Origin of the sequence: Shewanella salipaludis, from assembly GCF_012911865.1 — a bacterium.
In the GTDB taxonomy this organism is placed as follows: Bacteria; Pseudomonadota; Gammaproteobacteria; order Enterobacterales; family Shewanellaceae; genus Shewanella; species Shewanella salipaludis.
The window spans coordinates 123,268-150,087 of sequence record NZ_JAAXYH010000010.1; the positions used below are offsets into that span (position 1 = coordinate 123,268).

A 26,820-nucleotide genomic window follows, 5' to 3' on the forward strand; every position below is an offset into this window, starting at 1 on the left:
GGCCGAGTGCGACAGGGGAAAACCGCCAGGCGGGTCCACTCAGGTGCGAGTTGACATCCACCCCAGTGGGCATTAGCCTCTACAACTGATTAAACTACTGATAGAATTGCAAAATAATTCATTTCACCATAGATTCAAGGGGATGGGACATGCACCCGAGCCAGTCAGCCAACGTCAGCAAGGCGTACCTCTTATCCCGATGTCGCCTGGGGGCCATCGGTCTCTTCGCCCTGCTGTCGGCCCAAGCATTGGTCTTAGCGCCTCTGGCCTGGGCAGAGGCAACAGCGACGGGCACCGAAACCGGGGACGCCAGCTGCTATGTCGAGGGCCTGGCCGACAGGCTGAAGTGTGGCTTCATCACTGTGGCCGAGAACCCGGATAAGCCGGCCGGGCGACAGATAGACATACATTATGCCGTGTTGCCAGCGATCAAGCAGAGTCATCCTGGGGAAGCCCTGCTGGCCATCGCCGGCGGCCCTGGACAGTCGGCGATCGACAATGCCGCCAACTTCGACCGCATCTTCACCAAGGTGCGCCAACAGCGAGACATACTGCTGATAGATCAGCGCGGCACGGGCAGATCCCATCCACTCAACTGCGACTCGGATCCGACACTCGAACCCCTGGCACTGGACGACACGGCGCTGAACATAGGCGCAGAGGCCGGCCGTTGCCTGGCCAAGCTGGACGCAGATGTCACCCAATACGGCAGCCTGCAGGCGCTGGCCGACTTCGAACTCGTGCGCCGCAAGCTGGGCTATGACAAGCTGCACCTGTACGGGATTTCCTACGGCACCCGCATGGCACAGCTCTATATGCGCCGCTATCCGGAGCATCTGGCCAGCGTCACTCTGGACGGCGTAGTGCCCATGCAGCAGAGCGTGCTCGCCATCGCCGGCGCCATAGACAGGGCCTTCGAGCTGTTGCTGCGAGACTGTCGTGAGACCCGCGCCTGTCAGGCCCAGTTCCCGGCCCTGGCAGACGATCTCACCCTGGTCGAAACCCGCCTGGCCAAGGCGCCCAACCTGAGCCAGAGCCGGGATCCGCTCACGGGCGAGCCGACGCCACTGACCATGACCCTGGGCAAGTTCCTCGGGGCCATCCGCATGGCCTTGTACATGCCCAACACCCGCGCCCTCTTGCCCCATGCGATACATGAGGCGGCCAGGGAAAATTATCAGCCGATACTCGGCCTGTATGCCCTGACGCTGGACGGTGCCGGTATGGCCATGGGCATGCATGCCTCTGTGGTGTGCGGCGAAGACATGCAGCGCCTGACCCCGGCACTCAAAGCCAGGACCCGGGCGTCCCGTATCGGGCGCGACATGTTGGACGGCCTAGGCCAGACCTGCGCCGTGTGGCGAGTCCCGGCCGCAAGTGCCGACTTCGCCGAGCCCATCGCCAGCGATCTGCCGACCCTGGTGTTATCCGGCGAGCTGGATCCCGCCACCCCGCCGAGCTGGGGTGAACTGGCGCTGGCAAGACTCACCCACGCCAAACACTTCATCGCCCCCCATGCCACCCATGGGGTGGCCTTTCAGTCCTGCGGCAATAACCTGGTCGCCCAGTTGGTGGAATCCGCCTCCCTCGAGGATCTCGACCCCGACTGCCTGAGCAAGGACGTGCGCCGCAGCTTCTACCTCAATGCCAGCACGGTCGAGACGATTCCGGCCAGCGCCGGCAAACAAACGGCGGCGGCCGCCCCCGCCAAGGAGCAACCATGATCCGGGTATCCAACTTAACCAAGCATATAGGCGAGGTACAGGCATTGGCCGATCTCAGCTTCGACGCCGCCAATGGCCAGATCACCGGCCTGCTCGGTCCCAACGGCGCCGGCAAGACCACCTGCCTGCGCACCCTGTTCGGCCTCCTGACCCCGGACAGCGGCACTGCCGAGATCGACGGCATAGACGTGGCCAAGGATCCCCTGGGAGCCAAGCAACAACTGGGGTTATTTCCGGATCCCTTCGGCCTCTATGAACGCCTGACACCCAGGGAGTACATAAGTTATTTCGCCGAGCTCAGCGGCATGGGCCGCGCCGAGGCCAGGGACGCCACCGCCAGGGTGATCACCAGGCTGCACCTGCAGGATATCGCCGACCGGCGCTGCAAGGGCTTCTCCCAGGGGCAGAGAATGAAGACGGCGCTGGCCCAGGCCATAGTCCACCAGCCGAGCAACATAATACTGGATGAGCCCACCCGCGGCCTGGATGTGATGAGCACCCGCTTGCTGCGCGACATATTGAAAGACCTGAGGGATCAGGGGCATTGCGTGCTCTTCTCCAGCCATGTGATGCAGGAGGTCGCCGCCCTGTGCGATAAGGTGATCGTCATGGCCGGCGGCAAGGTGGTGGCCGTCGGCAGCCCGGCGGCGTTATGCCGGCAAACGGGTAAAGACTCGCTCGAGGAAGCTTTCATCCAGCTGATAGGCACGGACGAGGGCATAGCGGCATGATGCATGAGTCGCTGCGTCCTGGAGGACATAAGGCAGCCCCAAGCTTTCACAGACCTGGTACAAACGAAGGAATTACAGCATGTTGAGTAAGTTATTGACCCTGGTGCGCAAGGAATTGCTGGATGCCGCGCGGGACAAACGCTCTGTGATGGCCGGCCTCTATTACGCCATAGGCACGCCACTTGTGATGTGTGCCCTGTTCATGGTGCTGATAGCCCAGCTCGCCAGCCCGGAAGATCTGGACATCAAGATAAGCAACGCCGACAGGGCGCCGGATCTTGTCAGGTACCTGGGCAATCAGGGCATAAATCACAGCGACAGCGAGGACGCCGCCAAGATCCGCCTGGTGATCAGCCAGGATTACCCGCAGCAGATGGCCAAGGCAAAATCCGCCCAGGTGACCATCATCGCAGATAACTCAGACGAAAAACTGCAGACCTCCATCCGCAGGTTGCAGGCCCAGCTGCAGGCCTACAGCAGCGAGATGGGCAGCCTGCGACTGGTCGCCCGCGGCATAGATCCCAGGGTCGTGCGCTCGCTGCAGATCAACCTGGAAGATCAGGCCACCCCGGATTCCAAGGGCGGGATGATACTCGGCATCGCCATCTTCACCATGATCTACTCGGTATTCATCTCGGGCATGAACCTGGCTATAGATACCAGTGCCGGCGAGCGCGAACGCAACTCGCTGGCCTTGCTGCTCAGCCATCCGCTGTCGACCCGTCAGCTGGTGCTGTCGAAGATCATCGCAGTGACCCTGTTCGCCATGCTGGGGCTGGTGCTGATCTTGCTGGTATCCAAGCTGGCCTACACCCTGGTGCCCTGGCAGGAGCTGGGATTCAGCATCAGCATCAGCCCGCAATTCATGGCGCTGATGCTGGCCATAGGCCTGCCGGTGGCCTTGATGGCCGCCAGCATGCAGCTGTTCGTGTCCTTCATGGCCAAGACCTTCAAGGAGGCCCAGTCCTACCTGACCATGGTGTTGTTCGTGCCGCTGGCGCTGTCGATGGCGGCCAGCTACAACATAGCCCCCGATGCCCTGCAATGGCTGCCGGTCTCGGGTCAACAACAGGCCTTGATGGCCTTCATCAAGGGGCGGGAGATCCCCATGTTGCAGCTGCTGGTGTCATCCCTTGCCACCCTGGCTCTCGCGCTGGCGCTGGCGCTGGGGATGGAGAGATCCCTCAAGAGTGAGAAGGTGATCTTCGGCCTCTAAGGTTCAACACCCGGCCCGAGGCCAAGCGCCGCGCCGTCATTGGCCATGCCGGGTGTTGAACTTCTGCCGGTAGGCCCTGGGTGACAGGCTGGTCAGTTGGATGAAGAGCTTCCTGAAGGAACTGACATCTTCATAGCCGACCCGGGTGACTATCTCCTCCAATGCCAGTTCGGTGGTTTCCAGCAGACGTTTGGCTTCGTCGACCCTCATCCGCTGCAGATAGCTGGCGGGAGTCTCATTGAGCGCCCGCTTGAAACGGCGGATCAGGGTGCGCTTGCCCACGGCAAATTGGGCGGCGATATCGTCGAGCAACAGGGTCTGGGTCAGATGCTTCTGCATCCATTGCTGTACCCTGCCGACCAGAGTGTCCTTATGGCTGTCCAGATCGAGCGCCATCGACATGAAGGCCTGCTGGGAAATTCTGTTGGGATCGATCAGCAGTATCTTCGCCATCTGGCTCGCCAACTGTTCCCCCGCCAGCAGCTGCACCAGGTGCAGTGCCAGGCTCAGGTTGGAGGTGGTCGCCCCTGCGGTGTGAAACTGACCGTCCGACACCACCAGCTTATCCAGGCGCAGCTGCACCCTGGAGAAATTGCGCTGGAACATCTCGGCGAGCCACCAGACTGTGGTCGCCTGGCGGCCATCGAGCAGGCCGGAAGCGGCCAGCACCAGGGTACCCGAGCAGTAGGCGGCTATCGGCTTGTCGCTTAGGGCAAAGAGTGCCAGAGGCGCGAAGAAAGCCTCGAATTCACTCAGATATGCCTGAAACTCGGCCTTATTGGTCACGAATGCCGACCCCAAAATCACCGCATCCGCGGCCAGAATATCTGCCGGCCGCGCCAGCCCCACAGCAGGCAACGCTATGCCCTGGTTGGTCATGATCGCCTGGCCATCGTGGGACACCAGCTGGCAGTGGAATAAGTCTTCCTGCACCTCGGGATTCGTTCTGCGCCAATAGGCATTGCAAAAACTGAACACATCGAGAAAGCCGACCAGGCCACCGGCCACCGAATTGTTCGCCGCCAATATCAGTATCTTCTTCATCTAACCCACTCCATGCCCTAGCCAGCTTAGGTGCCGGCACACACGAATGTCACTTATCACCCAATTAATGTCAATAATGCCACTCCCGGTTGGATTGTCCAGTTTTTATACTGGCGATGCATCTGAGGTATAGCCATTAAGGAGCCTGCCATGTCCAAATACGTCACCGCCACGCGCCACACTTACAGACTGCTGAGCCTGGGTTACCTGCTGCTGAGCTGGTCGCTGCTGCTATGGCTGAACTTCGCCATAGAGCCCAACGTCTTCGCCCACCTGGTCGCCATTCCCTCGCTGTTGTTGGCGACCGGCCTCTCCGCCCTGTATCTGGGCAGGCGGTCGGAGCGCCACTAGCATCCGGTCGCTGTCGCTGACACCTCCTGTCTGGGCGGCAGCGGCGCCCCCCATGCTTACACTCCATAACAACATCAAGAAACCTAACCCTGCTCGCATCGAGACTCTCCTTATCTGGGCCTTATCCGGGCGCATTGGACCCGGCTGTATTCATGCCGATTGATTCGCCGGCCACCAGCCCAGGCGAGGTGACCAGTACGGCCTGAGACTAAGCCGAGTGCGGGGAGAAAGCCTGAGCTGAAGTTGATGAAAAGCTGATGTTTTGCTGATGTCGCCGCACGCGGCATGACTTAAGTGTTGATGGCTTGGATGCTAATGGCTTATGCATTAGTGGCTTAGGTGTTAAAAGCTGCCGAGGCTTGCAGTGATTTTGCCTTGGGCCGCACAGACACTCACGGCCCGACTTGGATGTTATGGTTAATGGAGTCACGCTTAACCGATCTGCGCGAGTGTCGGCAGGGCGGGAAACGCGCCCTTTTGCCCACAGGTCATGGCGCCGCAGCGGATGGCAAATGCCACGGCAGCCTCTAAGTGCGCTCTGCTTTCTAACCTTTGCAGCAGGGTTAAGTGTTCGAGATCGTATTCGAGCTCTAAGCCTAAGGCGAACAGAAAACCTGAGATAAAACTGTCGCCCGCGGCCGTGGTATCTACGGCAGCAATTTGGGGGACTGGTACGCTAAACCTTTGCCGCGCACTGATGCATTGCACAGGATTGGCGCCATCTGTGACCAAAATCACCTCAACCCCTTGGGCGAGGCAGAACTGCAGATAATCTTCGAAGCTGTTTTTTCTTGCCTGTGCTAAATAATCCGCTTCTTCGCGGCTCATCTTCAGCACTTGGGTATGGCTGAAACACCGCTCGACCCGCTCGGCCAACAGAGAAGTATCCTGCCACAGGGATAAACGCAGATTCACATCGAAACTCACTAACTTATTGAACGCATTGGCACAGTGCGCACCGTAAAGGCTGGTGTTGAAGATGGCGGTTTCGGTAAAGGTATTAGAGCAAAGGTGAAAGATATCAATACTCTGCCATGGAATACTGTCGAAATGCTGTTTGCTGTAGCACATGTCGGCTGTGCCATTGCGATTGAACTCGAAGGTGCGTTCACCCTGTTCATCCAAATAAACCTGCACCGTCGCCGTAGGCGCGTTGGGGACTTCGGCAAGATAATCGGTCGCCACCCCCTGTTCCGCTAAAGCGGCGGTTAACATGACGCCGTACGGATCTGTGCTTATGCCACCGGCAAAATAACTCTTGCCGCCGAGTTTAGCGTAACCCACGGCCACATTTGCTGGCGCGCCGCCGGCAATCGGCTGATGCTGCTTGCCCGTGGCATCGGTTGGCAGCAAGTCCACCAATACCTCACCGAAACTGAGTAATACCGTCATTTTATCTCCAACCTTGTCACTCTATATTCCGTATTCTGTATCAGGCAAAAAGCCCATTTTCATGGGCTGTTTTGGGCTTAGCGTTGCTTCTGTAGCAATAGATTCTGTAGCAACATCTGCTTAGAACTCGTATTTAAGCGTCAGGCTGGTTGTGCGGCCATTAAGGGTACGGGCACGGATGATATTGTTATCTGGGATTGAACCTTCTTCCGCTTCGGTAATGCCCATGGCATTAAACAAGTTGTTGACGTTCAAGGACACACTCATGGCTCCGGTCAGATTGTAGGTCGCGAAGGCATTGACTTGGTTGTAGCCATCGAAACTTAAGTCATTATTGTCCTGAGCATAAGCATCCGTAGTACCAATTAAGTTAACGCCCACTGAACCTTGGCTAAAGTTGTAACGTCCCATCAAAGAGTAGATAAAGTCGGCCTGCCTTCTTGGGGTGTTACCGACCACTTCCGGCGTCAAGGCATCTTTGGCAATCTCGGCATCTGTCCAGGTTAGGCTGCCCCTAAAGTCGAAGTCACCGATAAAATAGGCCGACTCGATTTCGATACCTTTGGCTTTGTACTTACGGTCGAAGAAACGTTGGCTGGTGGCTTCAAAGTTTTGCTCTTCGGTTTCTGAGTAGAAGGCCGTCGCAAACACAGACAGATCATCAACACGGTACTTAACACCCAACTCGTATTGATCAACGATATCCACCGCATCTTCCTTCGCCACCGAACCATCGGCACGCACCTTGCCAAATAACAAGCGATCGGCATTGGCGCGGCCACCATGACTCAAGCGACCAAAGGCGGCTAAATCACCGGAAAATTTATAATTAGCACCCAATGAATAGGAGGTGTAGCTCCAATCGTAGTTGACTGGCTGAGGATTGGCATTGTCGATTGAAGACACGCTCTGCTCAGGGATGGAAATCACCCCATCGAGATTCATATCCACCTGTGATTGCACACCGCCTGCGTAATAACCGCTGGCATCACCGCTGTCATAACGCACACTGGCATCGAGCGACAAGTCGCCAAGATTCGATGCCAATGCGAGGTAAGGGGCTTTAATACTGTAGTCGGTATCGTAATTACGTTGGCAACAATTTCCCCAGTAAGGCACGCCATAACCATAGAGGCCATTGTCGGAATAGGCGGTACCATCGGCGGCCACCACATCCAGCAGCGCGGCGTTGTCGCCCTTCACTTCCATCAGATAGGAGTTCCACATCCAACTCATGCCGATGTTTTGCACCGCATTGTAATAACCCAAGGTCACGCTGGTGTCGTCGAAGGTTTTGGTTAGCTTCAGATCGTTTACGATCGAGCCAAAATCATTCATTTTGACGTCGAACGTATGGATACGCATGGCGAGTCCATCCATAGGATTGCCCGCATTTGGTCCATTGGCGTAAATCAACTTAGCGCCGGTACCGGCAATACTGGTGGCGATGTCGCTGCCGTTTGCCACTTCGGCGGGGAATGGCGCGATGAAGTTACCGCTCACATCGGAGAAACGGAAACGGTTTTCCACCTGCCAATCATTACCCAGATCGAAGGACGCCTCCAAGCCCACGGAATCGACCACAGGATTCATGCCATCGCGCATATCGCCACGACGACGTTCGCCATCGGCACCCAAGCTCAAGGTTGACTGGAAATAAGCGGATTGAATCGCATCGGATTTAGCGTCAAAACCTGGGATTGAACTGCCATCCGAGTACATGGGCATAGGCAAGTAACCAATGCTTTTATCGTCTAAATGTTTGAAATACAGGCGAACATAGCCATTATCGAATTCTTTGGTTAAATTGGCTTTGATCTGACCGCCTTTGTTTGCGTTATAGCCGGCTTCGCGTGGGCCTTCACCCGTACGCACAAAACCACCCACGTGGAAACGCAGGCTGTCGTTGATGCTGGTGCCGTATTCAAAGTCGGTACGGAAAGTGTCGTAATCCAGACCTAAGGTGGCAGAAACACTGCCCGCATCAGAGGTGCCTGTTTTACTGATCACGTTGATAATGCCGCCGGGCGCATTACTGGCTGCGGTCGATGCCGAGCCGCCACGGATAGATTCAATGGTTTGCACTGTAGAGTCTAAGCGCAAAAAGATGTCTGAGTTACCGAAGGCAATATCGCCAAACTGCAGAATTGGCAAACCATCTTCTTGAATTTGCAGGAACTTGGCACCACCAGACGCCACGGGTAAACCACGGACGGCAATGTTAGCGTTACCTTCACCGCCCGTAGATTCAACCTTCATCCCGGGAATAATACGAAATGCCTCGGCCGATGAACGTGGCGAGCTCACTTCAAGCTCGGCGAGTGACACGCTGCTCACTGACACACTCGAGTCCATAACCCGAGTGCCGCGGGCAACCCCAGTCACGGCAATTCTTTCCAAACCCAGCGCGTCTTTCTTGGCTTCTTGCTGTTGTGGTGCTTCGGCAGCCCAAAGGTGAGAACTCACCAACACGGCCAATGTACTCAACAAGAATTTCTGTGATGTGCTTTTTATCATTTTTATGTCCCACCCATATGTGAGATGCAGCCCACTCTCCCCATGGCTGCATCTACCGAATTGTGATTAATCGAAGAACCATCTCAGTCATCATTCAAGGTCATATTGAACTTAACCCCAAAGAAACTTAATCGATTAAGTTAACAAGCTAGCAACTTAGCCACAAAAAGCAAGTGCGTTTTTTGCACAGTTTTGGTTCACACTCTGGGTGTATTAAGTCAAAGCATTGATTAATTGTAGAAATGTGACATAAAAATATTTTCTGCCACAGCCCAAATTAGTGCACATCTAAGGCTAACAAATGGCGTGCCGGATCTTTAGCCAGGTTAAATCCGCTGAGGAGACACAACAAAATGGCGAAACCTGTGGCGAGGTAGAAGCCATATTTAACATGGCCGAAGATGTCGCCCACCAGGCCCATCAACAAGGGCCCTGCGGCGGCGGACACGGCAGTAAAAAACAAGATCACCCCGGCCACTGAGCCATGCTGATCCACAGGGAAACAGCTAATTCCCTTGGAGTTAAGCGTGGGATACATCATGGACATAAACAGCCCAGACAGGGGCAGCAAGACGACGGCGGCCTCAATACCGTAGATCATCGACCCAAGATAACAAGCACTTATCGCAAAACTAAACCAGAACATCACCTGCTGCCAAGGGAAGCGATCTAGCACCCAGCCACCCAGAAAGCGGCCAGCCGCACGCAGGGTAAAAAAGATCGTCAGGGCGTAGGCGGCCAGTGTGGTGTAATCGCCCTGATAGCTTTGCAGCAAGGTCGGCATCCACACGTAAATCGCCACTTCGGTCGCAACGTATAAGCCTATCGCGAGAGAAAACCCTAATGCATAAGGGTTTTTCATCATCCTAAAGGTGCTGGCAAGGTTAATGGCGTCAGTGGATGAACGCTTAATTTGCGGATAATCCGCCCGGAAGGCTAACCAACACAGCACCAAACAGAAGCAACCCGCCCCAAAATACAAGTACTTCCAGGAGACGCCGCTGATCAGTAAATAACTGACGATGGCCGGCCCTATCATGGCGCCGACACCGAAGAAGCCCTCCACAGTATTCATGGTGCGCGAATGCTGTTTTGAGGAGGCCGAGATATCGCCGATAAGCCCGAGCGCGCCCGTCTTAAAGACGCCAATCGCAGTGCCGACAAAGGCGAGCAGAAACAGGAAATAGTAAAAAGACTCCCCCAGCGCAAACATGAAACAGGCGAGCGCGAATAATAACAGCCCCAATAGAATGGTTAACTTACGCCCTATCCTATCCGCCAAGAAGCCTAGAAACAGCCCACTAATCGCGATAAAAATCATCGGCATATAGTGGAAAGCACTGGCCTGCGACATGGATAAACCAAACTGGGATATCAACTCTGGAATAATGACGCCCACGGCATCCGAGGTCATAGCGAACATGAAAAACATCAAATATGTGAGCACCCGAATACGGGTATGATTACGGTTATCGCAACCTTTTGAATCACTTACCATACCATTTCACCTTATCGTTATTATACCTACCCGCTCTCAGCCGCTAGTGACAGCATACTGCAAGGGTTTCGGCTTTTATGTACAGCAACGAGCCTGCCTCCCCCAAAACTTGAGACTAACTCAAAAATCCAACAAACCACTTGAATAATGTTTCACATTGGTTAAACATACAACTTAATCGATTAAGTTCGGTTGTGCAAATCAATTAAAAGACCGCCATAAACCTTTACTCTGGAAAGACAACTCAAGCGTGGGCAAAGTATGAAAAATCAAGTGCAACTAATCACCTATGTCGACAGGATTACCAATGCCGGGCTCAAGGAGCTCAAAGCGCTGCTCGATGACGAGTTGCAAGGCCTGTTCGGCGGCGTGCATCTTTTGCCTTTCTATTTTCCCATTGACGGCAGTGATGCGGGCTTCGATCCCATAGACCATGTACAAGTCGATTCACGCTTAGGTAATTGGGATGACGTTAAACGCATTGGTGATGACTACGACATCATGGCCGACCTTATCGTTAACCATATGTCCGCCGAGTCGCCGGAATTTAAAGACGTGCTCAAGCACGGCAAACAATCGGCTTACTGGGATTTGTTTCTAACCAAAGACAAGGTATTCCCAGAGGGATTAAGCGAGCAAGATCGAGCCGCTATCTATCGTCCACGTCCGGGCAGTTGTTTCAGCACTTACACCTTGGCCGATGGCTCGACCGAAGAATTTTGGACCACCTTTACCCGCAATCAAATCGATATCGACGTCAACTCGGCCGCGGGTAAAGAGTATTTAAACCGGGTTCTGGCACGTTTCGACCACAGTAAGGTGAATCTGATCCGCCTGGATGCTGCTGGCTATGCGGTTAAGAAGCCCGGCACCAGTTGCTTTATGATCGAAGAGTCCTTCGAGTTTGTGGATAAATTAGCCAAGCAAGCCAATGAGTTGGGTATGACTACTCTGGCCGAAATCCATTCGCACCATATGACTCAGGTCGAAATCGCCAAGCGGGTCGACATGGTATACGACTTCGCCCTGCCACCCCTCATATTGCACACCCTGTTCAGCCAAGATTGCCAAGCCTTGACCCACTGGCTCGAAATGGCGCCGCGCAACTGCATTACCGTACTCGACACCCACGACGGCATCGGCATCATCGATGTCGGTCCCATGGATGGCTTGCGCGGATTATTGACCGAAACTCAAATCGATAATCTGGTTGAGACCATACACGGCAACAGCAAGGGCGAGAGTCTACAGGCCACGGGTGCCGCCGCCAGCAACGTCGACTTGTACCAGATCAACTGCACCTACTACGATGCCCTCGGTCAGAATGACCTGGATTACTTGATGGCGCGGGCGATTCAGTTTTTCGCACCTGGTATTCCGCAGGTGTATTACGCGGGGCTGCTGGCAATGCCGAACGATATGGCACTGCTCAACAACACCCAGGTGGGTCGCGACATCAATCGGCCCTACTTGACCCCAGAAAAGGTGCAGCAAGGGTTACAGAAACCCGTAGTCAAGGCGCTAACGAAGCTGATTAAACTGCGTAATAGCAGCCCAGCCTTCGATGGCCGTTTTACTATGACATCGAATGAAGCTGGGGCATCAAAGGAGCGTACCTTGACCTTATCTTGGGCTGCGGCAGCTTCGCGGGCGAGTCTCACCCTCGACTTTACCAATAAGGATGGCCAAATCATGCTATTGGATGAGCAAGGCCAAGAGATGCAGGTGTCGTTATCAAAACTGCTGGCGCAGTCTCAAGTCTGAGTCTGCCTGAGCTTGAGTGTAAGCCGAACGACCTAGTCGGCAGATAGCAAAAAGGCGCATTCAATGCGCCTTTTTAGTTAAGAGGTTAGCTGCTAGCAGCTCTTACCCAGACGCAACTCATAGCCCAAGACTTCCGCATGCACTGCATCACTGACGAACATTTGCGCCGCTTTTCGGCCCTTCTGCTCAGAGTATTGGTAGACAGTGGTTAGCGGCGGATTGGAGCGCATGCCTTCATCTATGCCATCAAAGCCCACGACTCGCACTTGTTCGGGAACACTCAGCCCCATGGCCTGTGCTTCATCGAGCACACTCAGGGCGATTAAGTCACTCATGCATAAAAACACATTCGGACGCGGAGTCGAGTTCAGCGCTTCTTTTGCCGCTATCGCCGCATAGTCGGCATTGCTCTCTGGGATATTCCAAATCCTGTCTTGCCCCAGTACAACGCCTGCTTCTGCGATCGCTTGCAAGTAACCCTGCAACCTTTGATGGGCGATAGAGGTATCTATCTCCAGCAAATTCAAATCATAAACTCGGCAAGTTAAGTGGGTATCGAGCAAACGCAGCCCCAAAATAGCCACATTATCCGCAGGCGACTGCAATGCCAGTTTCGCCACTTCATAGGCGGCGGCCTTATTGTCTATGCCCACAGACGCATTGCGATGGATATCAAAGTCGACCGTGACGACCTTTTTCTTGACCTGCTTTAACTGCTCGGCCAACAGGGCATTGCGCGGACGACCATAACAGATAAAACCATCCACGAAGTCGGCGACCGCATTCACGCTGTCGGAACTGCCCGAAAACAGCAGTAAATTCAGTTTCTCCTGCTCCAAAACCGAGGCGACACCCTTCATAAATTTGCTGGCGACGGGATCGGACACCATATATTCCACGCTGTCAGACAACACCAAGGCCACAGTATCAAACTTGCCCTTGCGTAGGGACTGAGCCGCTTTATTCGGCCCGAAATAGCCCAGCTTAGTGCAGGCAGCCAAAATGTCGTTACGACGTTTTTCCGATAGTTGGTCGGGGCGATTAAACGCGTTGGAAACTGTGGCACTAGAGACACCCAACTCGTTGGCAATGCTCTTTAGGGTCCAGTGTTTTGTTGTCATGCTTATTTCCTGGAGTCGAATAAGGCCACAAAAGTACGGCTCAGCGCAAATAGTACACGCCTTAAATGGGTCACGCACCTGCAAATCCAGGTTAATGCCAAGGGCTGGAATGGCAGATGCCAGGTTATTTCGCCTTGGGCCGCAGCGCCTCGGGCACAAATGCAGCGCGTGACACGCAAGCGCCCCCTGCCATCGGCCCCCTGCCATCAGATCCAGGTGAATACGGGAGATGGGATGGCGAGGAATGAGCGCATCCAGGCGCGCTCGGCTTGGCGGCTTAAGACTACTTGGCCTTGGGCCGGAACGCCTTGATCACCTCAGGATTGCACTCCAAAAAGGGCCCTTCCATCAGATCTATGCAATAGGGAATGGCTGGGAACACCGCATCCAGGCATTCGCGGATCGACTTGGGCTTGCCGGGCAGATTGACTATCAGACTATGGCCGCGCAAGCCGGCAGTCTGGCGCGACAGTATCGCTGTGGGCACAAACTTCAGCGACTCGGCGCGCATCAGCTCACCGAATCCCGGCATCATGCGCTCACATACGGCCTCGGTCGCCTCCGGGGTCACGTCGCGTTTGGCCGGCCCTGTGCCGCCTGTGGTGACTATCAGGCAGCAACCCACATCATCGGCCAACTCGATCAGGGTATTCTCGATCAGCTGTCTCTCATCCGGGATCACCTTGTATACCGGCTCCCATTCGGAAGTGAGATAGGCCTTGAGGGTATCCAGGATCGCCTGCCCGGAGAGATCTTCGTACACGCCGGCACTGGCCCGGTCGCTGACAGTCACTATGCCTATTTTCGCCTTATCCATGTCACTCTATCTCCTGCTTATTCAACTTACCCGTTAGCCGGGCAATCATGGCAACAGCACTCATTGCCGGCCGTTAAAATAGCATAATTGGTTTGCGATTGTGCGCGCCTGCACAGGGAATTCTTCCCCTTTGGGGCGCTCCGGGCCGGAAAGAGTGCCAGGCTACCAGAGGCGTTTCGCCACCCAGTACTTGGCCGCCCAGTAGGGATTGAGCAGGCTGGAAACGGTCACCCCTTTGCTGGTCGAAGCATGGAGGAACCTGTCTTTATCCAGATAGATGCCCACATGCCGGCTCGAACTACCCGTCTTGAAGAACAGCAGATCGCCGCTTTGCAGCTCATTGCGGGGCACTTCCTTGCCTAACCTGCGCTGCTCGGCAACGGTTCTCGGCAGCTGCTTCCCCAGCATATCCTTCAAGGCCAGGGCCACCAGCGCCGAGCAGTCGATGCCGCGCTTGCTGTTGCCGCCGAAGCGATAGGGCACCCCCCGCCATTCCTCATGCAGCGCCAACAGCGCCTGGTAGTGAGTTAACTGGGGAACGCTCCTGGGCGCGGCGGGCTCGGCGGCTTGAATTGCGCTCACCTCATCCTGAGTCGCGGCGCAACCACCAAGCCCCAAGATGAGGAGGCTCAATAAACCGATGCTGCGCCTGCGCATAATACCCGAGTCCATTAGGTTAGCGTGTCTCTGTGGCTGAATAGGTGGCAGGATAAGGCGTCCGATGTTCAATCAACATGCTCTGCACGTTGCAACATAAGGCCCTGTCATCCCCTTAGGTGTAAAGGATTCTATCACCTGAGTGGTCGGCCTGCATGCTCAGTTGAGGGATGATCAGGTGAGACTCAGGTTCGCTATCCACGGCCCTAACTGTGTCACCTGATGCGAAGCCTAACTGACGCGCGCGGGTTTCCGGGCTGGGCCACCGTCTCAGGCTAGCCGGCGTGGCATTCACACACAGGGTGGTGACGCACATAACGGCAAAAGCCTCAGGCTCGATGCTTCATCTTACTCGAGCCTGATGCCATGACACAGGGCCTTGGCTGTATTACAACTTCACAATTAACTTGCCTCGGTTGCCACCGCTCAGCAAGAGATTCAAGCCCGACATGGCAGACTCCAGCCCTTCTAACATGTGGGTGCGGTATTGAATCTTGCCCTGCATGACATAGGGGGTCAGTTTAGCCAACAGGGCAGGCACATCACCGAAATGATCCGGCATGGTAAAGCCTTGAATTGTGATGCGCTTTTGAATCACCCGGATCCAACTTGGACCTGGAGCAGGACTAGCCGAAACATAATCTGCGATCATGCCACACACGACAATGCGTCCGAAGCTATTCATGCGATTGAAAATATGCTGTTGGATCGGGCCGCCCGTGTTCTCAAAAAAGATATCGACTCCGTCAGGGGTCAATTCCCTGAGTTGCTCCTCCAGGTTGCCGGACTTATAGTTGATGGCGCCATCGAAGCCCAGTTCCTCCAGGATCCAGTCTGCTTTCTCATCGCTGCCGACAACCCCTATGACCCTAAGACCCTCGGCCTTGGCCAGCTGCCCCACAATAGATCCCACCGAGCCCGCGGCGCCCGTCACCACCAGAGTTTCACCCGCTTTGGGTTTGCCGACGTTAAACAAACCTTGTATGGCGGTTAAACCCGGAAGCGCAAACACCGACAATGCAGTTTCTGCATCGACACCGGGCTGAACCTTGTTAAGACCTTGACCGTTGTTAAGGCTATATTCCGTCCATCCCATCATGCCCATCACCCTATCCCCGACGGCAAAATCCGGATGGTTTGACTCCACCACCTCACCGAAGCCACTGGAACGCATGACGCTCCCCAAGGCGACCGGGGGTATGTAGCTGTCTGTGTTAGGACTCATCCACCCTATCATCGCCGGATCTAATGACATATGGGTCTGTTTGACCAGCACTTGACCCGGGCCGGCGCTCGGTATGGCTTTTTGCACCACCTCAAACAGCTGAGGACCAATGGGCTTGTCGTCCGGACGTTGGGTTAACAAAATTTCAGTATAGTGCGTCATGGGTATTTCCTTGAGTAGAAGTATGACTGCAGTATTACTCATGATTCTTGTGAGATATAGCCAGTGAAATGCTAAACTCTATTGTCTTAATAGCAATAAATGGGCGTTATATGGATCAGTTAAGGGCCTTGAAATATTTTACCGCCACGGCAGAGGCGGGGAATTTCAGTGCGGCGGCGAAACGCTTCGAGGTGCCCGCCTCGTCGATCTCCCGGCGCATCGCAGACTTGGAAGCCAGCTTAGGCGCCCAGTTGCTGACAAGGACGACCCGTAGCGTGGCATTAACCGAGGTCGGCCGTCAGTATTTACAGCAGGTGAAAGGCGTCCTGGCGCAGCTGGAACAATGCAATAAAGCCGTTCGGGAATATCAGACCATACCTACCGGGACATTGAAAATCAGCTCCATGGTGGGCTTCGGTGAGCGGATGTTAATTCCGATACTGGATGAGTTTGCGACGCTATACCCGGATGTGCTGTTGGAAGTGGTGCTCAGCGATGAATTGTCCAAGCTGGGGCGGGACGATGTCGACATTGCCATTCGTGGAGGCTTTGCCCCGGACGAGCGGGTGGTGGCCATTCAGCTCATGGACAATCAGTTTGTTGCTGCGGCATCGGCGCTGTACTTGAATAAAGCCGGCATGCCGGCCAGCACAAGCGATTTGAAAAGCCACCGAGGCTTGTATTTTAAGACGCCCATGGGAGCGACCCCCTGGTGGAGTGAAATTCAAGGGCAGTGGCAAGACGTCTCGGCGCCCAGCATATTAACCACCAATAACGGCAAGTGGCTGGTGCGCAAAGCCATCGAAGGATGGGGTATTTTAATGATGCCTCGTTGGGTTTTGCAGCCCCACTTCGACAAGGATGAATTGCAGGAACTGACCTTTGCCGAGCCTTTGAGCATCACCCAAAACCAAGACCTTGGGGTGTACATGCTGTACCAAAAACTGGCCTACGCCACCCCCAAGGTCAAAGCCGCCGTCGACTTTATCAGCGCCCGGGTGAAAGGAAGGGGCTAAGCCGAAATGCCCCTGAGCCTGGCTATACTGCCTGGCCGGCGGCGGCGCCCGAGGCCCAGGCCCACTGGAAGTTGAAGCCGCCGAGCCAGCCGCTGACGTCCATTACTTCGCCGATGAAATACAGCCCCGGCACCTTGCTGGCTTCCATGGTCTTGGATGACAGCTCGTTGCTGTCGACGCCGCCCAGGGTCACCTCGGCGGTGCGGTAGCCTTCGGTGCCGTTCATCAGCACAGTCCAGCGATGCAGGCTGTCGGCTAAGCCGGCGCGCTCGGCATGCAGCAGCTGATTGAGGGCCTTATCCAACAGGGCTTCGGCGAACAGCACCTCCACCAGGCGCTTGGGCAGCCACAGGCTGAGGGTGTTGCGCAGGCTCTGCCTGGGATGGGCCGCCAATTGCTGTTCCAGCGCCTGGGCCGCATCCAGTGACGGCAACAGGTCGATTTCTATGGTCTCACCGGCCTTCCAGTAGTTGGAGATCTGCAGTATCGCCGGTCCCGACAGGCCGCGGTGGGTAAACAGCAAGGCTTCGCTGAAGGCAGTGCCGTCTTTGGCGGTAATGCGGCTGGGCACGGCTATGCCCGACAGGGGCTCGAAGCGCAGCTTGTCTTCGCTGTGCCAGGTAAAAGGCACCAGGCCGGCGTGGGTCGGCAACACCTTGAGACCAAACTGCTCTGCGAGCTGATAACCATAGGGCGTGGCGCCCAACTTGGGCATCGACAGGCCGCCGGTGGCGATCACCAGCGAATCACAGCTCAAGGGGCCATTGGCAGTATTGAGTTCGAACTTGCCCGCCGCCGTCTTGACCACGGCCAGGATCTCGGTGCGCAGCTTGATGGTCACCCCGGCCCAGTCGCATTCGGTCAGCAGCATCTGCACTATCTCCTTGGCCGAGTCGTTGCAGAACAACTGGCCATGATCCCGCTCGTGATACTCTATGCCGTGACGCTCCACCAGCTCGATAAATTGCCCCGAAGGGTAACGGGCCAGCGCCGATTTGACGAAGTGCGGATTGCCGCAGAGAAAATTGCCCGGCTCGACCCTCAGATTGGTGAAGTTACACCGGCCACCGCCGCTGATGAGGATCTTGCGGCCGGCCTGCTTGGCGTTGTCCAGTAGCAGCACATCACGACCTCGGTAACCCGCCGTGGCTGCGCACATCAATCCTGCCGCGCCGGCGCCGATGATAATAACCTCATGATGTTTCACTGCACTGCTCCAAACGTAAAAATAAACGCATTCAACTTGCCGGCCCTGACGGCGATTCGAACACAGAACTGCTCAAATTTCGCCCACAAAAAAGGGCGCTATTCTAGCACCCTTTGCTCTTTTCAGCATCACCCCCATGCTAGGACGCGGGTGTTTCCGATTTCTGTTCTCTGCTGAGCAACTCTTTGGCGGCATCCACCGGCGATTTACCACCATAGAGCACCTGATAGATCTGCTCTGTGATCGGCATCTCGACCCCGAGGCGGTGCGCCAGGGTGTAGACTTCCTTGGTGTTGCGGTAGCCTTCGACCACCTGGCCTATTTCGGCCTGGGCGGTGTCGACATCGCAGCCCTTACCCAGCGCCAGACCGAAGCGGCGGTTACGGGATTGGTTGTCGGTACAGGTCAGCACCAGATCACCCAAACCTGCCATGCCCATGAAGGTGGCCGCATTGGCGCCCAGGGCTTCACCCAGACGGGTCAGTTCGACTAAGCCGCGGGTGATCAGTGCCGTTCTGGCGTTGGCACCGAAGCCTATGCCATCGGACATGCCGGCACCTATGGCGATGACGTTCTTGACGGCGCCGCCCAGTTGCAGGCCGATGAAATCATCGTTGGCATAGACACGCAGACGCTTGGGGCTATGCAGCAACTCCACCAGATCCTGGGTGAACGCAGGACAAGTCCCGGCAACGGAAATGGCCGTCGGTAGGCCCTGAGCCAACTCTTTGGCGAAGGTGGGCCCGGACAGCACAGCCAAGGGAAATTGCTCGCCCAATACATCGCGGGCAACATCCTGCAGCAAACGTCCTGTTTCGGGTTCCAGCCCTTTGGTGGCCCAGACGATGCGGGCATCGCTGCGCAGCAGGGGCTTGGCCTGGGCCAATACCTCAGCGAACACATGGCTCGGGACCACCAGCAACACATTGCGACTGGCTGCCAGCGCCTTGCCCAAGTCGGCTTCGATTTCCAGACAATCGGGAAATTGAATACCGGGCAGAAAAGCCTGATTGCAGCGCTCATCGGCCAACAGGCGCAACTTGTCAGGATTATGCCCCCATAACAGGGTCTTGTGGCCGTTGCTGGCCAAAGAAATGGCGAGGGCGGTGCCATAAGAGCCCGCCCCCAATACCGTAATATCGGCAGAGTTTTTCATGCTTTAACTTACGCGTTGGCTTCTTCGGCAGTTGTGGCTTCGGCCGCAGCGGCTTGACGTTGTTGCACGTATTGAGCAAACAGGGCGTCGAAGTTAACGGGTGCCAGGTTCAGTTGTGGGAAAGTACCACGGCCAACCAGGCTGCCAACGGCTTCGCGAGCGTATGGGAACAGCACGTTAGGGCAGTATGCGCCTAAAGAATGTGCCAGTTGCGGCTCGGTCAGACCTTGAATTGAGAAAATACCCGCTTGCTGAACTTCACACAGGAAAGCGGTTTCTTCACCATTTTTCGCGGTCACGGTCAGAGACAGTACGACTTCGTAGACGTCGTCGGCCAGCTTGGCGCTGCGAGTGTCCAGATCCAGCTTAACTTCCGGGTTCCATTCTTTCTGGAATACGCCTGGGCTGTTTGGCGTTTCGAAAGAAATGTCCTTGGTGTAGATCCGTTGAATGTTGAACTGTGGGGCTTGTTGTTCGTTGTTTGCTACTTCAGCCATAATTTCCTACCTTCCAATGTTAGTTCGGCTTTTTCTTTGAAAGCCAATATTCAGGGCTTTTGCCTTGCGAGATCCGAGATCTCAGCACTATCCCGGGGTTTAGAACGAACTTAAGCTTGAGCCCTAGTCGATCCTGCCGCGCTGGACATCATCCTTGTGTTACCGAATCCCCGCTGCCATAGCGCAGCAGAGCAAGCTCGGCGCTCAAGTCTACAACATTATCTCTTGCTCTTGGCAACCGGCATATTTGCCGCCTGCCAATCGCCCATGCCGCCTTTGAGATTAAACACTTGCTCAAAACCTTGTTTAATCAGCAGCTGGGCCGCCTGCGATGATGTTATGCCAGTGTTACATACCAATATAATGGGACTGGTTTTATGCTTTTCAAGGCTTGCCAGCTGATTATTTTTAATCTCTGCCAGAGTCAGGTTGATGGCATCGACTATATGACCCTTGCGAAACTCGTCTTTTGTCCGCACATCAACCACCTTGGCTTCCTGACGATTGATCAGCAGCGTCAGCTCCTGTGGATTGATATTCTTGATCTTCGAGGTGCCGGACTTGATCAGGCTCACCAGGAGTACGACAAACAAACCCACCCAGGCCAGGCTGAGCATGGCGTGAGCTTTAAAAAATTCGATATATTCTTGCATGGTTTAGGCCCATTTAGATGGCAAAGAAGTTTAAGGCCCAGAGTATACCCATTGCCTTGGCAGAATGCAGCAAGTTAGTCGGCGCCGGACAAGCCATGGGTTGAGGCCATAGACCCGGCCTTGGCAGCCATTATTAAGCACTCGGTGAGGATTATCCGGGTAAAGCGCTTTTTCACACCTGCCTTACGTAGTAATATTTAACCAATTTCAGGTTTCTACCACTTCCAATGCCCTGCAATTCGGCGCCAAGTCCCTTGTCGCATTCGATTCGGGTCAGATCAAACTTAAAGGTATCAAGATGAAGACAAGTAAACGTCCTCTGGCATTACTCATACTCGATGGCTGGGGTTATCGTGAAGAAACCCATAAGAACGCGATTTTTCACGCCAATACCCCAGTGCTGGATCGACTCAATGCCCAGTATGCCCACAGTTTGGTGTCTGGCTCAGGCTATGATGTCGGCCTGCCGGACGGGCAGATGGGCAACTCGGAAGTAGGGCATATCAACCTGGGTTCGGGTCGCATCGTTTACCAGGAATTGTCGCGCATCAGCAAAGACATAGAAGATGGTGAATTCGACAGTAACCCGGCGCTGGTTGCAGCGGTCGATGCCGCTATCGCCGCCAAGGGTGCGGTACACCTCATGGGCCTGTTGTCGGCCGGTGGCGTGCACAGTCACGAAGACCATATCGAAGCCATGTGCCGCATGGCGGTGAAGCGCGGTGCAACCAAGGTTTATCTGCATGCCTTCCTCGATGGTCGCGATACCCCGCCCCGCAGCGCCAAGGGCAGCCTGGCACACTTTAACGACCTCTTTGCCGGCCTGGGCCATGGCCGAATCGCCTCCATCATAGGCAGATACTATGCCATGGACAGGGACAATCGCTGGGATCGGGTATCCCAGGCCTATGAGCTGATCACCCAAGGCAAGGGTAAGCACAGCTATGGCAACGCCCTCGACGCCCTGGATGCCGCCTATGCCCGTGATGAAAACGACGAATTCGTCGGCGCCTCGGCGATCACGGATGCCGACGGCCGCATCGCCACCCTAGAGGATGGCGATGCGCTGATTTTCATGAATTTCCGCGCCGACCGTGCCCGTCAGATCACCCGCAGCTTCGTCAATGCCGACTTCGACGGCTTCCCGCGGGCCGTCACCCCCAAGATCCATTTCGTGATGCTGACCGAATACGCCGCCGATATCCAGGCGCCTGTCGCCTATCCCTCAGTGGATCTGGTCAACACCTTGGGCGAAGTGCTGCAAAACCGCGGCAAGACCCAGCTGCGCATCTCGGAAACCGAGAAGTATGCCCATGTGACCTTCTTCTTCAACGGGGGGAAAGAGACGCCGTTCGAGGGTGAAGATCGTATCCTGATCCAATCGCCCAAGGTCGCCACCTATGATCTGCAGCCGGAGATGAATTCGGCCGAACTGACGGATAAGCTGGTCGAAGCCATAGAGTCGACCAAGTACGATGTCATCATATGCAACTATCCCAATGGCGACATGGTGGGCCATAGCGGTAATTTCGACGCCGCGGTCAAGGCCTGTGAGGCAGTAGATGCCTGCATAGGCCGGGTGGTCGAGGCCCTGGCCAAGGTCGACGGCGAATGCATCATCACGGCGGATCATGGCAACGCCGAGAAGATGGTCGATGAGTCTACCGGCCAGGCCCATACCGCCCATACCAGCGAGCTGGTGCCTTTCCTCTTCGTTGGCCGCAAGGCCAAGATCAAGGAAGGCGGTCGCCTCAGCGACATAGCGCCAACCATGTTGACCCTCATGGGCGAAACCATTCCCGAAGAAATGACGGGACAGCCACTGATCGAATTACTTGAGTCATAAGCCGGCAGTGAATATACGACTGTCAATCAAAGCCAGCCTGGTCGCTGGCTTGCTTATCTTGTCTCAACCTGCGCTGTCTTCGGATCTGGAGCGGCGTCAATCCGAGCTCAAATCCATCCAGGCGCAGATCAATAAGCAGCAGAGCGCCCTGCAGGATACCGGCAAGCAAAGAGAAAAGCTGGTCAGCCTGCTCAAGAGTGATGAGAAGGCGATTGCCGAGGCGGCGAAGCGGGTCAACGCCACCAAGAGCGAACTCGCCGCTCTGGATGCCAAGCTGGTCGAGCTCAACCGGCGCCAGCAACAGCTGGACACCCTCAGGCTCAGCCAACAACAGACACTCTCGAAACAGTTATCCAGCGCCTACCTCGCCGGCAACCACGACTACAGCAAGATGTTGCTCAATCAGCAGGACCCGGCCAGCATAGAACGCCTGCTGGCCTACTACCAATATTTGAACAAGGCCCGCACCCAGGCCATAGATCAGCTGAAACAAACACTCTCGGCCCTGAATGAGATCCGCAGCAGCCAGAAGGACAAACAGCAGCAGCTCAATGCCTTGATCATCACCCAACAGGAACAGGCCAAACGCCTGAGCCAGGAGCAGAGCCAACGTAAATCCACCCTGACCGAGCTACAGCGCACCCTCTCAAGCAAGGCCGAAGAGCTGGAACAGTTACAGATAGAAGAGGCAAGTCTGAAACGCATAGTGGAGCAGGCCTTGCTCGCCATGAAGAACACCCCCTCCATGGACGGCTTGGACGCGCTCAAGGGCAAACTGAGTTGGCCCACCAAGGGCAGAGTCAGCGCCAGCTTCGGCAGCAGCCGTTCAGGACGACTCAACTGGAAAGGCATAATGCTGGCGGCGCCGGAAGGACAGAATGTCAACGCAGTGGCGGCCGGACAAGTCATCTATGCCGATTGGCTCAGGGGCTTCGGCATGGTGTTGGTCATAGATCATGGTAAGGGCTACATGAGCCTCTACGGTCATGCCCAGGCGTTGCTGAAGGCGCCCGGCGACCTGGTCAAAACCGGTGAAGCCATCGCACTCGTCGGACGTTCGGGTGGACAGACCGAGCCTGGCCTATACTTCGAGGTACGGCATAAGGGGCAAGCCGTCGATCCGGCGAGATACTGCCACTGACCCCTTAGCCACTAAGGGGGTTCCATGTCATCCTATATCCGCTATCTCTGCTGTCTCGTCTTGGGGCTGACCCTGGGGCTGTCGGTCACCCTTTCGGGTAAAGAAAATACCCAGGCCCAGGACTCTCAGTTTGATTTTCCGCTGCTGTTGGATGTGGTAGACACGATAGAGACCTATTATGTGCAACCCATGTCCAAGGAAGAACTCATACAGGCGGCTATTCAGGGGATCTTCGCCCATCTGGATCCCTATTCCAGTCTGCTCAACTATCAGGAGCAGCTGAGCCTCAGAGACAGCAATAAGGGCGAGTATTTCGGTTTCGGCTTCGAAATCGCCACCGACAGCGACAAGATCACCATAGTGGCCCCCTTCCCCAACTCCCCGGCAGCACACGCAGGGATCCGCGCCGGCGACCAGATCATAGCGCTCAACGATGTCCAGGTCAGCGCTGGTAACCTGTCCGAGCTGCTGCAGGAAATCAAGCAACATAGCCTGAAGAACCAAGCGATAGACCTGGTCATCAGTCACCAGAATGCCGAAGGAAAATTTCAGATAATGCTCAGTCCGGCGCTAATCGAGGTCGACTCGGTAGAAGGCAAGATACTCGACAATAAGATTGGCTACATCAGGCTGTCGAGCTTCCAGGAAGACTCGACCCAGGACATGATGAAACTGCTCCAGGGATGGCAAAGCCAGCCGCTCAAGGGGCTGATACTGGATCTGCGCAACAACCCGGGCGGCCTGTTGGATCAAGCCATCAAAATCGCCGATCTCTTTCTCGCCAAGGGCAAAATTGTCTCCACCTCGGGACGCTTCTTCGATGCCAACTCCGAGTACTATGCCTCCTCAGACAGCTTAATGACCGACAAGCCCATGCTGGTATTGATCAACAAGGGCTCGGCATCCGCATCTGAAGTTCTGGCGGCGGCCCTGCAGGAAAATGGCCGGGCGAAACTCATGGGCCAGACCAGCTTCGGCAAGGGCACAGTCCAGAGCCTGATCCCGACCCTGAACCAAGGCAATGCCATCAAGCTGACCATAGCGCATTACCAGACTCCCAACGGCGAAGACATTCATGCTAAAGGCATAAAACCAGACATAAAATTTCCATCCGAGACTGTATTAGCGGGGGAGAATATGCCTATAATCGAGCCCAGCTATCCCCATGATGATATCGCCAAAGATACAGTGGTAAACTCGGCGATCGCATGGATTAAAACCAATAACTAAAAAGCAGGCCGAGTGCGCTATCTTCTTCTAGTCTTGTTACTGACAGGCATGCCCCATGCTTACGCAGCCCAATTAGCGCTCATCATAGACGACATAGGCTATAGACGAACCGATGCGGCGGTATTGAGCCTGCCGCAAAATGTCACCCTCTCGATTCTGCCCTACACTCCCTTCGGCGACCAACTCGCCCATAAGGCCCACGCCAAAGGCCATGAGATCATGCTGCATCTGCCCATGCAGGCGCTCAATGGCAACGCCCTGGGCATGGGAGGCCTCACCAATCTCATGGATGAAGCGGAGATTAAATCTCAGGTAGACAAGGCATTAGAGCGCATTCCCTTCGCCAAAGGGGTCAATAATCATATGGGAAGCCTGCTCACGCAACTGCAACTGCCCATGCATTGGGTGATGCAGCGCCTGAAGCAGCATGAACTCTATTTTGTCGACAGTGTAACGACGCATTTTAGCCAGGCAGGCAAGCAGGCCAGACGCGAAGGTGTGCCGCTGCTGGAGCGTGGCATCTTCCTCGACAATGATTTGACTCCCAAGGTATTGGAAAAGCAGTTTCGTCAGGCCATTGCCCAGGCGAAGACTCAGGGGAGCCTGGTCGTCATCGCCCACCCACACCCGGAAACGGTGTTGTTTTTGAAGGAAAACCTGAGGAGACTCGCGGCGCAGGGAGTTACTTTGGTGCCCACCTCGGCCCTGTTGGGCCAGGGGACACAGAGGCTGGCTAAGGCGCAGCTAAAGAGTAACCAGAGCACCAGCCGTTAAGCTAGCCTGTCTGGGTCTCCAACGAAGTGATCAGCCACAGTGCCTCCTCATTCGAGCCGCCACACACATCTGGTGATGCACTGAACTCGCCACACACAGCGGGCCGCTCCGGCCGGCCAAAGATGCCACATAAGTTATCGTCAGTTAATTGAATACAGCGCACCCCGGCGGCCTTGCCATTCGGCATGCCCGGAATAGCACTGCTTATTGATGGGGCTATGCAGCAAGCACCGCAGCCGAGACGACAATCCATCTTAACCTTCCACAACCTGAGCCTGTAAAGCGGCTATTATACCCCTATCGCCACAGAGATACCCTCAAAGGATGACAGAGACAGCCAAAGGTTCACCCGGCCTTGAAAACCCCCAAACAAAAGCGCTGCGGCGGCTCTCACCTGGATGCTGGCGGAGCGGACGCCGATGTTGAAAGAGTGAACCCGCGCCCCCGGTGTGACAGGGTGAATATGACGAAGTCATGCGCTCATGAACGAGAGATAGGAGGTCGAACTGGCTCAGTGCAGGGATGCACACTGCTTTCTATTTATAAAAAAGCTAAAATCCCCATGGATGGGGTGAATGCCAAACAATGGCGGGAACATTATTGGTCCAACTGAACTACCGCTCTGTTTTCTTATCAATTCAACAAACAAAAAAGCCTCGTCATATGACGAGGCCTCTATGTAAGTGGCGGAGCGGACGCTGATTTTAAACCAAGAGTAAACCCGCGCCCCCCGGTGTGACAGGCCGACTTTCTCTAATAAAGAGTCTAACCAACTGAACTACCGCTCCTTTAGTTTTCTTTGACACAACGAAAAAAGCCTCATCTTTCGATGAGGCTTTCGTCTTGATGTTGGCGGAGCGGACGGGACTCGAACCCGCGACCCCCGGCGTGACAGGCCGGTATTCTAACCAACTGAACTACCGCTCCTTTAGTTTAACGTTTGCACGTTAAGCTAAATTAGGCGCCTGGAAATGACCTACTCTCACATGGGGAGACCCCACACTACCATCGGCGCGATTGCGTTTCACTTCTGAGTTCGGGATGGGATCAGGTGGGGCCACAATGCTATGGTTTCCAGACA

The 26,820-nt window shown here is 55.4% G+C and carries 23 protein-coding genes, 1 tRNA gene and 1 rRNA gene; 10 read left to right on the forward strand and 15 right to left on the reverse strand.

The features are described from left to right. Nucleotides 1-149 precede the first annotated feature (149 nt). The 3 genes from HC757_RS13910 to HC757_RS13920 all read left to right on the forward strand — a co-directional run bounded on the left by HC757_RS13910 (nucleotide 150) and on the right by HC757_RS13920 (nucleotide 3,671). Nucleotides 150-1,724, forward strand: coding sequence for an alpha/beta hydrolase (locus HC757_RS13910; RefSeq protein WP_169564972.1), 1,575 nt, complete (start codon nucleotides 150-152; stop codon nucleotides 1,722-1,724). Continuing rightward, nucleotides 1,721-2,455 carry an ABC transporter ATP-binding protein gene (locus HC757_RS13915; RefSeq protein ID WP_169564973.1) on the forward strand — a complete coding sequence of 245 codons (735 nt, stop codon included), beginning with the start codon at nucleotides 1,721-1,723 and terminating at the stop codon, nucleotides 2,453-2,455. Before HC757_RS13910 ends, HC757_RS13915 begins: the two co-directional genes overlap by 4 nt. A 79-nt stretch (nucleotides 2,456-2,534) precedes the next feature. After that, nucleotides 2,535-3,671 (forward strand): ABC transporter permease, encoded by a 1,137-nt coding sequence (locus HC757_RS13920; RefSeq protein ID WP_425313971.1) that lies wholly within the window; start codon nucleotides 2,535-2,537, stop codon nucleotides 3,669-3,671. 36 nt (nucleotides 3,672-3,707) lie between these two features. Here the strand turns inward: HC757_RS13920 and HC757_RS13925 are convergent, their stop codons facing one another. Then, the gene (locus tag HC757_RS13925) at nucleotides 3,708-4,715 is read right to left on the reverse strand and encodes a GlxA family transcriptional regulator (RefSeq protein ID WP_169564974.1); all 1,008 of its coding nucleotides are present in this window, start codon (nucleotides 4,713-4,715) and stop codon (nucleotides 3,708-3,710) included. Nucleotides 4,716-4,865: 150 nt separating this feature from the next. Between HC757_RS13925 and HC757_RS13930 the strand changes: the two genes are divergently transcribed. After that, nucleotides 4,866-5,066 carry a hypothetical protein gene (locus HC757_RS13930; RefSeq protein ID WP_169564975.1) on the forward strand — a complete coding sequence of 67 codons (201 nt, stop codon included), beginning with the start codon at nucleotides 4,866-4,868 and terminating at the stop codon, nucleotides 5,064-5,066. A gap of 432 nt (nucleotides 5,067-5,498) precedes the next feature. Here the strand turns inward: HC757_RS13930 and HC757_RS13935 are convergent, their stop codons facing one another. From HC757_RS13935 to HC757_RS13945, 3 genes are all read right to left on the reverse strand, one after another. Next, nucleotides 5,499-6,458, reverse strand: a complete 960-nt coding sequence (locus HC757_RS13935; protein ID WP_169564976.1) for a carbohydrate kinase family protein — start codon at nucleotides 6,456-6,458, stop codon at nucleotides 5,499-5,501. Nucleotides 6,459-6,578: 120 nt separating this feature from the next. Next, nucleotides 6,579-8,975: a TonB-dependent receptor domain-containing protein gene (locus HC757_RS13940; RefSeq protein WP_169564977.1), complete on the reverse strand. Its 2,397-nt coding sequence runs from the start codon at nucleotides 8,973-8,975 to the stop codon at nucleotides 6,579-6,581. Between the two features lie 277 nt (nucleotides 8,976-9,252). Continuing rightward, nucleotides 9,253-10,473 carry an MFS transporter gene (locus HC757_RS13945; protein ID WP_169564978.1) on the reverse strand — a complete coding sequence of 407 codons (1,221 nt, stop codon included), beginning with the start codon at nucleotides 10,471-10,473 and terminating at the stop codon, nucleotides 9,253-9,255. Between the two features lie 261 nt (nucleotides 10,474-10,734). Between HC757_RS13945 and gtfA the strand changes: the two genes are divergently transcribed. Next, nucleotides 10,735-12,237 carry a sucrose phosphorylase gene (gtfA, locus tag HC757_RS13950; RefSeq protein ID WP_169564979.1) on the forward strand — a complete coding sequence of 501 codons (1,503 nt, stop codon included), beginning with the start codon at nucleotides 10,735-10,737 and terminating at the stop codon, nucleotides 12,235-12,237. 92 nt (nucleotides 12,238-12,329) lie between these two features. On the opposite strand, the gene HC757_RS13955 is transcribed toward gtfA, so the two are convergent. The 4 genes from HC757_RS13955 to HC757_RS13970 all read right to left on the reverse strand — a co-directional run bounded on the left by HC757_RS13955 (nucleotide 12,330) and on the right by HC757_RS13970 (nucleotide 16,219). Beyond that, a complete protein-coding gene (locus HC757_RS13955; protein ID WP_169564980.1) occupies nucleotides 12,330-13,358 on the reverse strand; it encodes a LacI family DNA-binding transcriptional regulator in 1,029 nt (342 codons plus the stop codon). 283 nt (nucleotides 13,359-13,641) lie between these two features. Next, the gene (gene mog / locus HC757_RS13960; RefSeq protein ID WP_169564981.1) at nucleotides 13,642-14,175 is read right to left on the reverse strand and encodes a molybdopterin adenylyltransferase; all 534 of its coding nucleotides are present in this window, start codon (nucleotides 14,173-14,175) and stop codon (nucleotides 13,642-13,644) included. Between the two features lie 162 nt (nucleotides 14,176-14,337). Beyond that, nucleotides 14,338-14,757, reverse strand: a complete 420-nt coding sequence (locus HC757_RS13965; RefSeq protein WP_425313972.1) for an NlpC/P60 family protein — start codon at nucleotides 14,755-14,757, stop codon at nucleotides 14,338-14,340. A gap of 463 nt (nucleotides 14,758-15,220) precedes the next feature. Further along, the gene (locus HC757_RS13970) at nucleotides 15,221-16,219 is read right to left on the reverse strand and encodes an NADP-dependent oxidoreductase (protein WP_169564983.1); all 999 of its coding nucleotides are present in this window, start codon (nucleotides 16,217-16,219) and stop codon (nucleotides 15,221-15,223) included. Between the two features lie 110 nt (nucleotides 16,220-16,329). Here HC757_RS13970 and HC757_RS13975 point away from each other — a divergent pair, with 110 nt between their 5' ends. Next, nucleotides 16,330-17,235 carry a LysR family transcriptional regulator gene (locus HC757_RS13975; protein WP_169564984.1) on the forward strand — a complete coding sequence of 302 codons (906 nt, stop codon included), beginning with the start codon at nucleotides 16,330-16,332 and terminating at the stop codon, nucleotides 17,233-17,235. A gap of 22 nt (nucleotides 17,236-17,257) precedes the next feature. Here the strand turns inward: HC757_RS13975 and HC757_RS13980 are convergent, their stop codons facing one another. The 4 genes from HC757_RS13980 to HC757_RS13995 form a co-directional block, all read right to left on the reverse strand. Then, the gene (locus HC757_RS13980) at nucleotides 17,258-18,442 is read right to left on the reverse strand and encodes an aminoacetone oxidase family FAD-binding enzyme (protein ID WP_169564985.1); all 1,185 of its coding nucleotides are present in this window, start codon (nucleotides 18,440-18,442) and stop codon (nucleotides 17,258-17,260) included. A gap of 139 nt (nucleotides 18,443-18,581) precedes the next feature. Continuing rightward, nucleotides 18,582-19,598, reverse strand: a complete 1,017-nt coding sequence (gene gpsA / locus HC757_RS13985; RefSeq protein ID WP_169564986.1) for an NAD(P)H-dependent glycerol-3-phosphate dehydrogenase — start codon at nucleotides 19,596-19,598, stop codon at nucleotides 18,582-18,584. A gap of 8 nt (nucleotides 19,599-19,606) precedes the next feature. Next, nucleotides 19,607-20,095 carry a protein-export chaperone SecB gene (gene secB, locus HC757_RS13990; protein ID WP_169564987.1) on the reverse strand — a complete coding sequence of 163 codons (489 nt, stop codon included), beginning with the start codon at nucleotides 20,093-20,095 and terminating at the stop codon, nucleotides 19,607-19,609. Between the two features lie 218 nt (nucleotides 20,096-20,313). Beyond that, the gene (locus HC757_RS13995) at nucleotides 20,314-20,748 is read right to left on the reverse strand and encodes a rhodanese-like domain-containing protein (RefSeq protein ID WP_169564988.1); all 435 of its coding nucleotides are present in this window, start codon (nucleotides 20,746-20,748) and stop codon (nucleotides 20,314-20,316) included. Between the two features lie 298 nt (nucleotides 20,749-21,046). Here HC757_RS13995 and gpmM point away from each other — a divergent pair, with 298 nt between their 5' ends. The 4 genes from gpmM to HC757_RS14015 are packed head-to-tail and all read left to right on the forward strand — an operon-like array spanning nucleotide 21,047 to nucleotide 25,739. Further along, nucleotides 21,047-22,594 carry a 2,3-bisphosphoglycerate-independent phosphoglycerate mutase gene (gpmM, locus tag HC757_RS14000; RefSeq protein ID WP_169564989.1) on the forward strand — a complete coding sequence of 516 codons (1,548 nt, stop codon included), beginning with the start codon at nucleotides 21,047-21,049 and terminating at the stop codon, nucleotides 22,592-22,594. A gap of 7 nt (nucleotides 22,595-22,601) precedes the next feature. Continuing rightward, nucleotides 22,602-23,735, forward strand: a complete 1,134-nt coding sequence (locus HC757_RS14005) for a peptidoglycan DD-metalloendopeptidase family protein (RefSeq protein ID WP_169564990.1) — start codon at nucleotides 22,602-22,604, stop codon at nucleotides 23,733-23,735. A gap of 24 nt (nucleotides 23,736-23,759) precedes the next feature. Next, nucleotides 23,760-24,965, forward strand: a complete 1,206-nt coding sequence (locus HC757_RS14010) for a S41 family peptidase (protein WP_169564991.1) — start codon at nucleotides 23,760-23,762, stop codon at nucleotides 24,963-24,965. Between the two features lie 12 nt (nucleotides 24,966-24,977). Next, nucleotides 24,978-25,739, forward strand: a complete 762-nt coding sequence (locus tag HC757_RS14015; RefSeq protein ID WP_425313973.1) for a divergent polysaccharide deacetylase family protein — start codon at nucleotides 24,978-24,980, stop codon at nucleotides 25,737-25,739. A gap of 1 nt (nucleotide 25,740) precedes the next feature. Here HC757_RS14015 and HC757_RS14020 read toward each other — a convergent pair whose 3' ends face one another. The 3 genes from HC757_RS14020 to rrf form a co-directional block, all read right to left on the reverse strand. Continuing rightward, on the reverse strand, nucleotides 25,741-25,992 hold the full coding sequence (locus HC757_RS14020) for a YkgJ family cysteine cluster protein (protein ID WP_169564992.1): 252 nt from the start codon (nucleotides 25,990-25,992) through the stop codon (nucleotides 25,741-25,743). Nucleotides 25,993-26,589: 597 nt separating this feature from the next. After that, a tRNA-Asp gene (locus HC757_RS14025) sits at nucleotides 26,590-26,666 on the reverse strand. 36 nt (nucleotides 26,667-26,702) lie between these two features. Further along, a 5S ribosomal RNA gene (gene rrf / locus HC757_RS14030) occupies nucleotides 26,703-26,818 on the reverse strand. Nucleotides 26,819-26,820 lie beyond the last annotated feature (2 nt).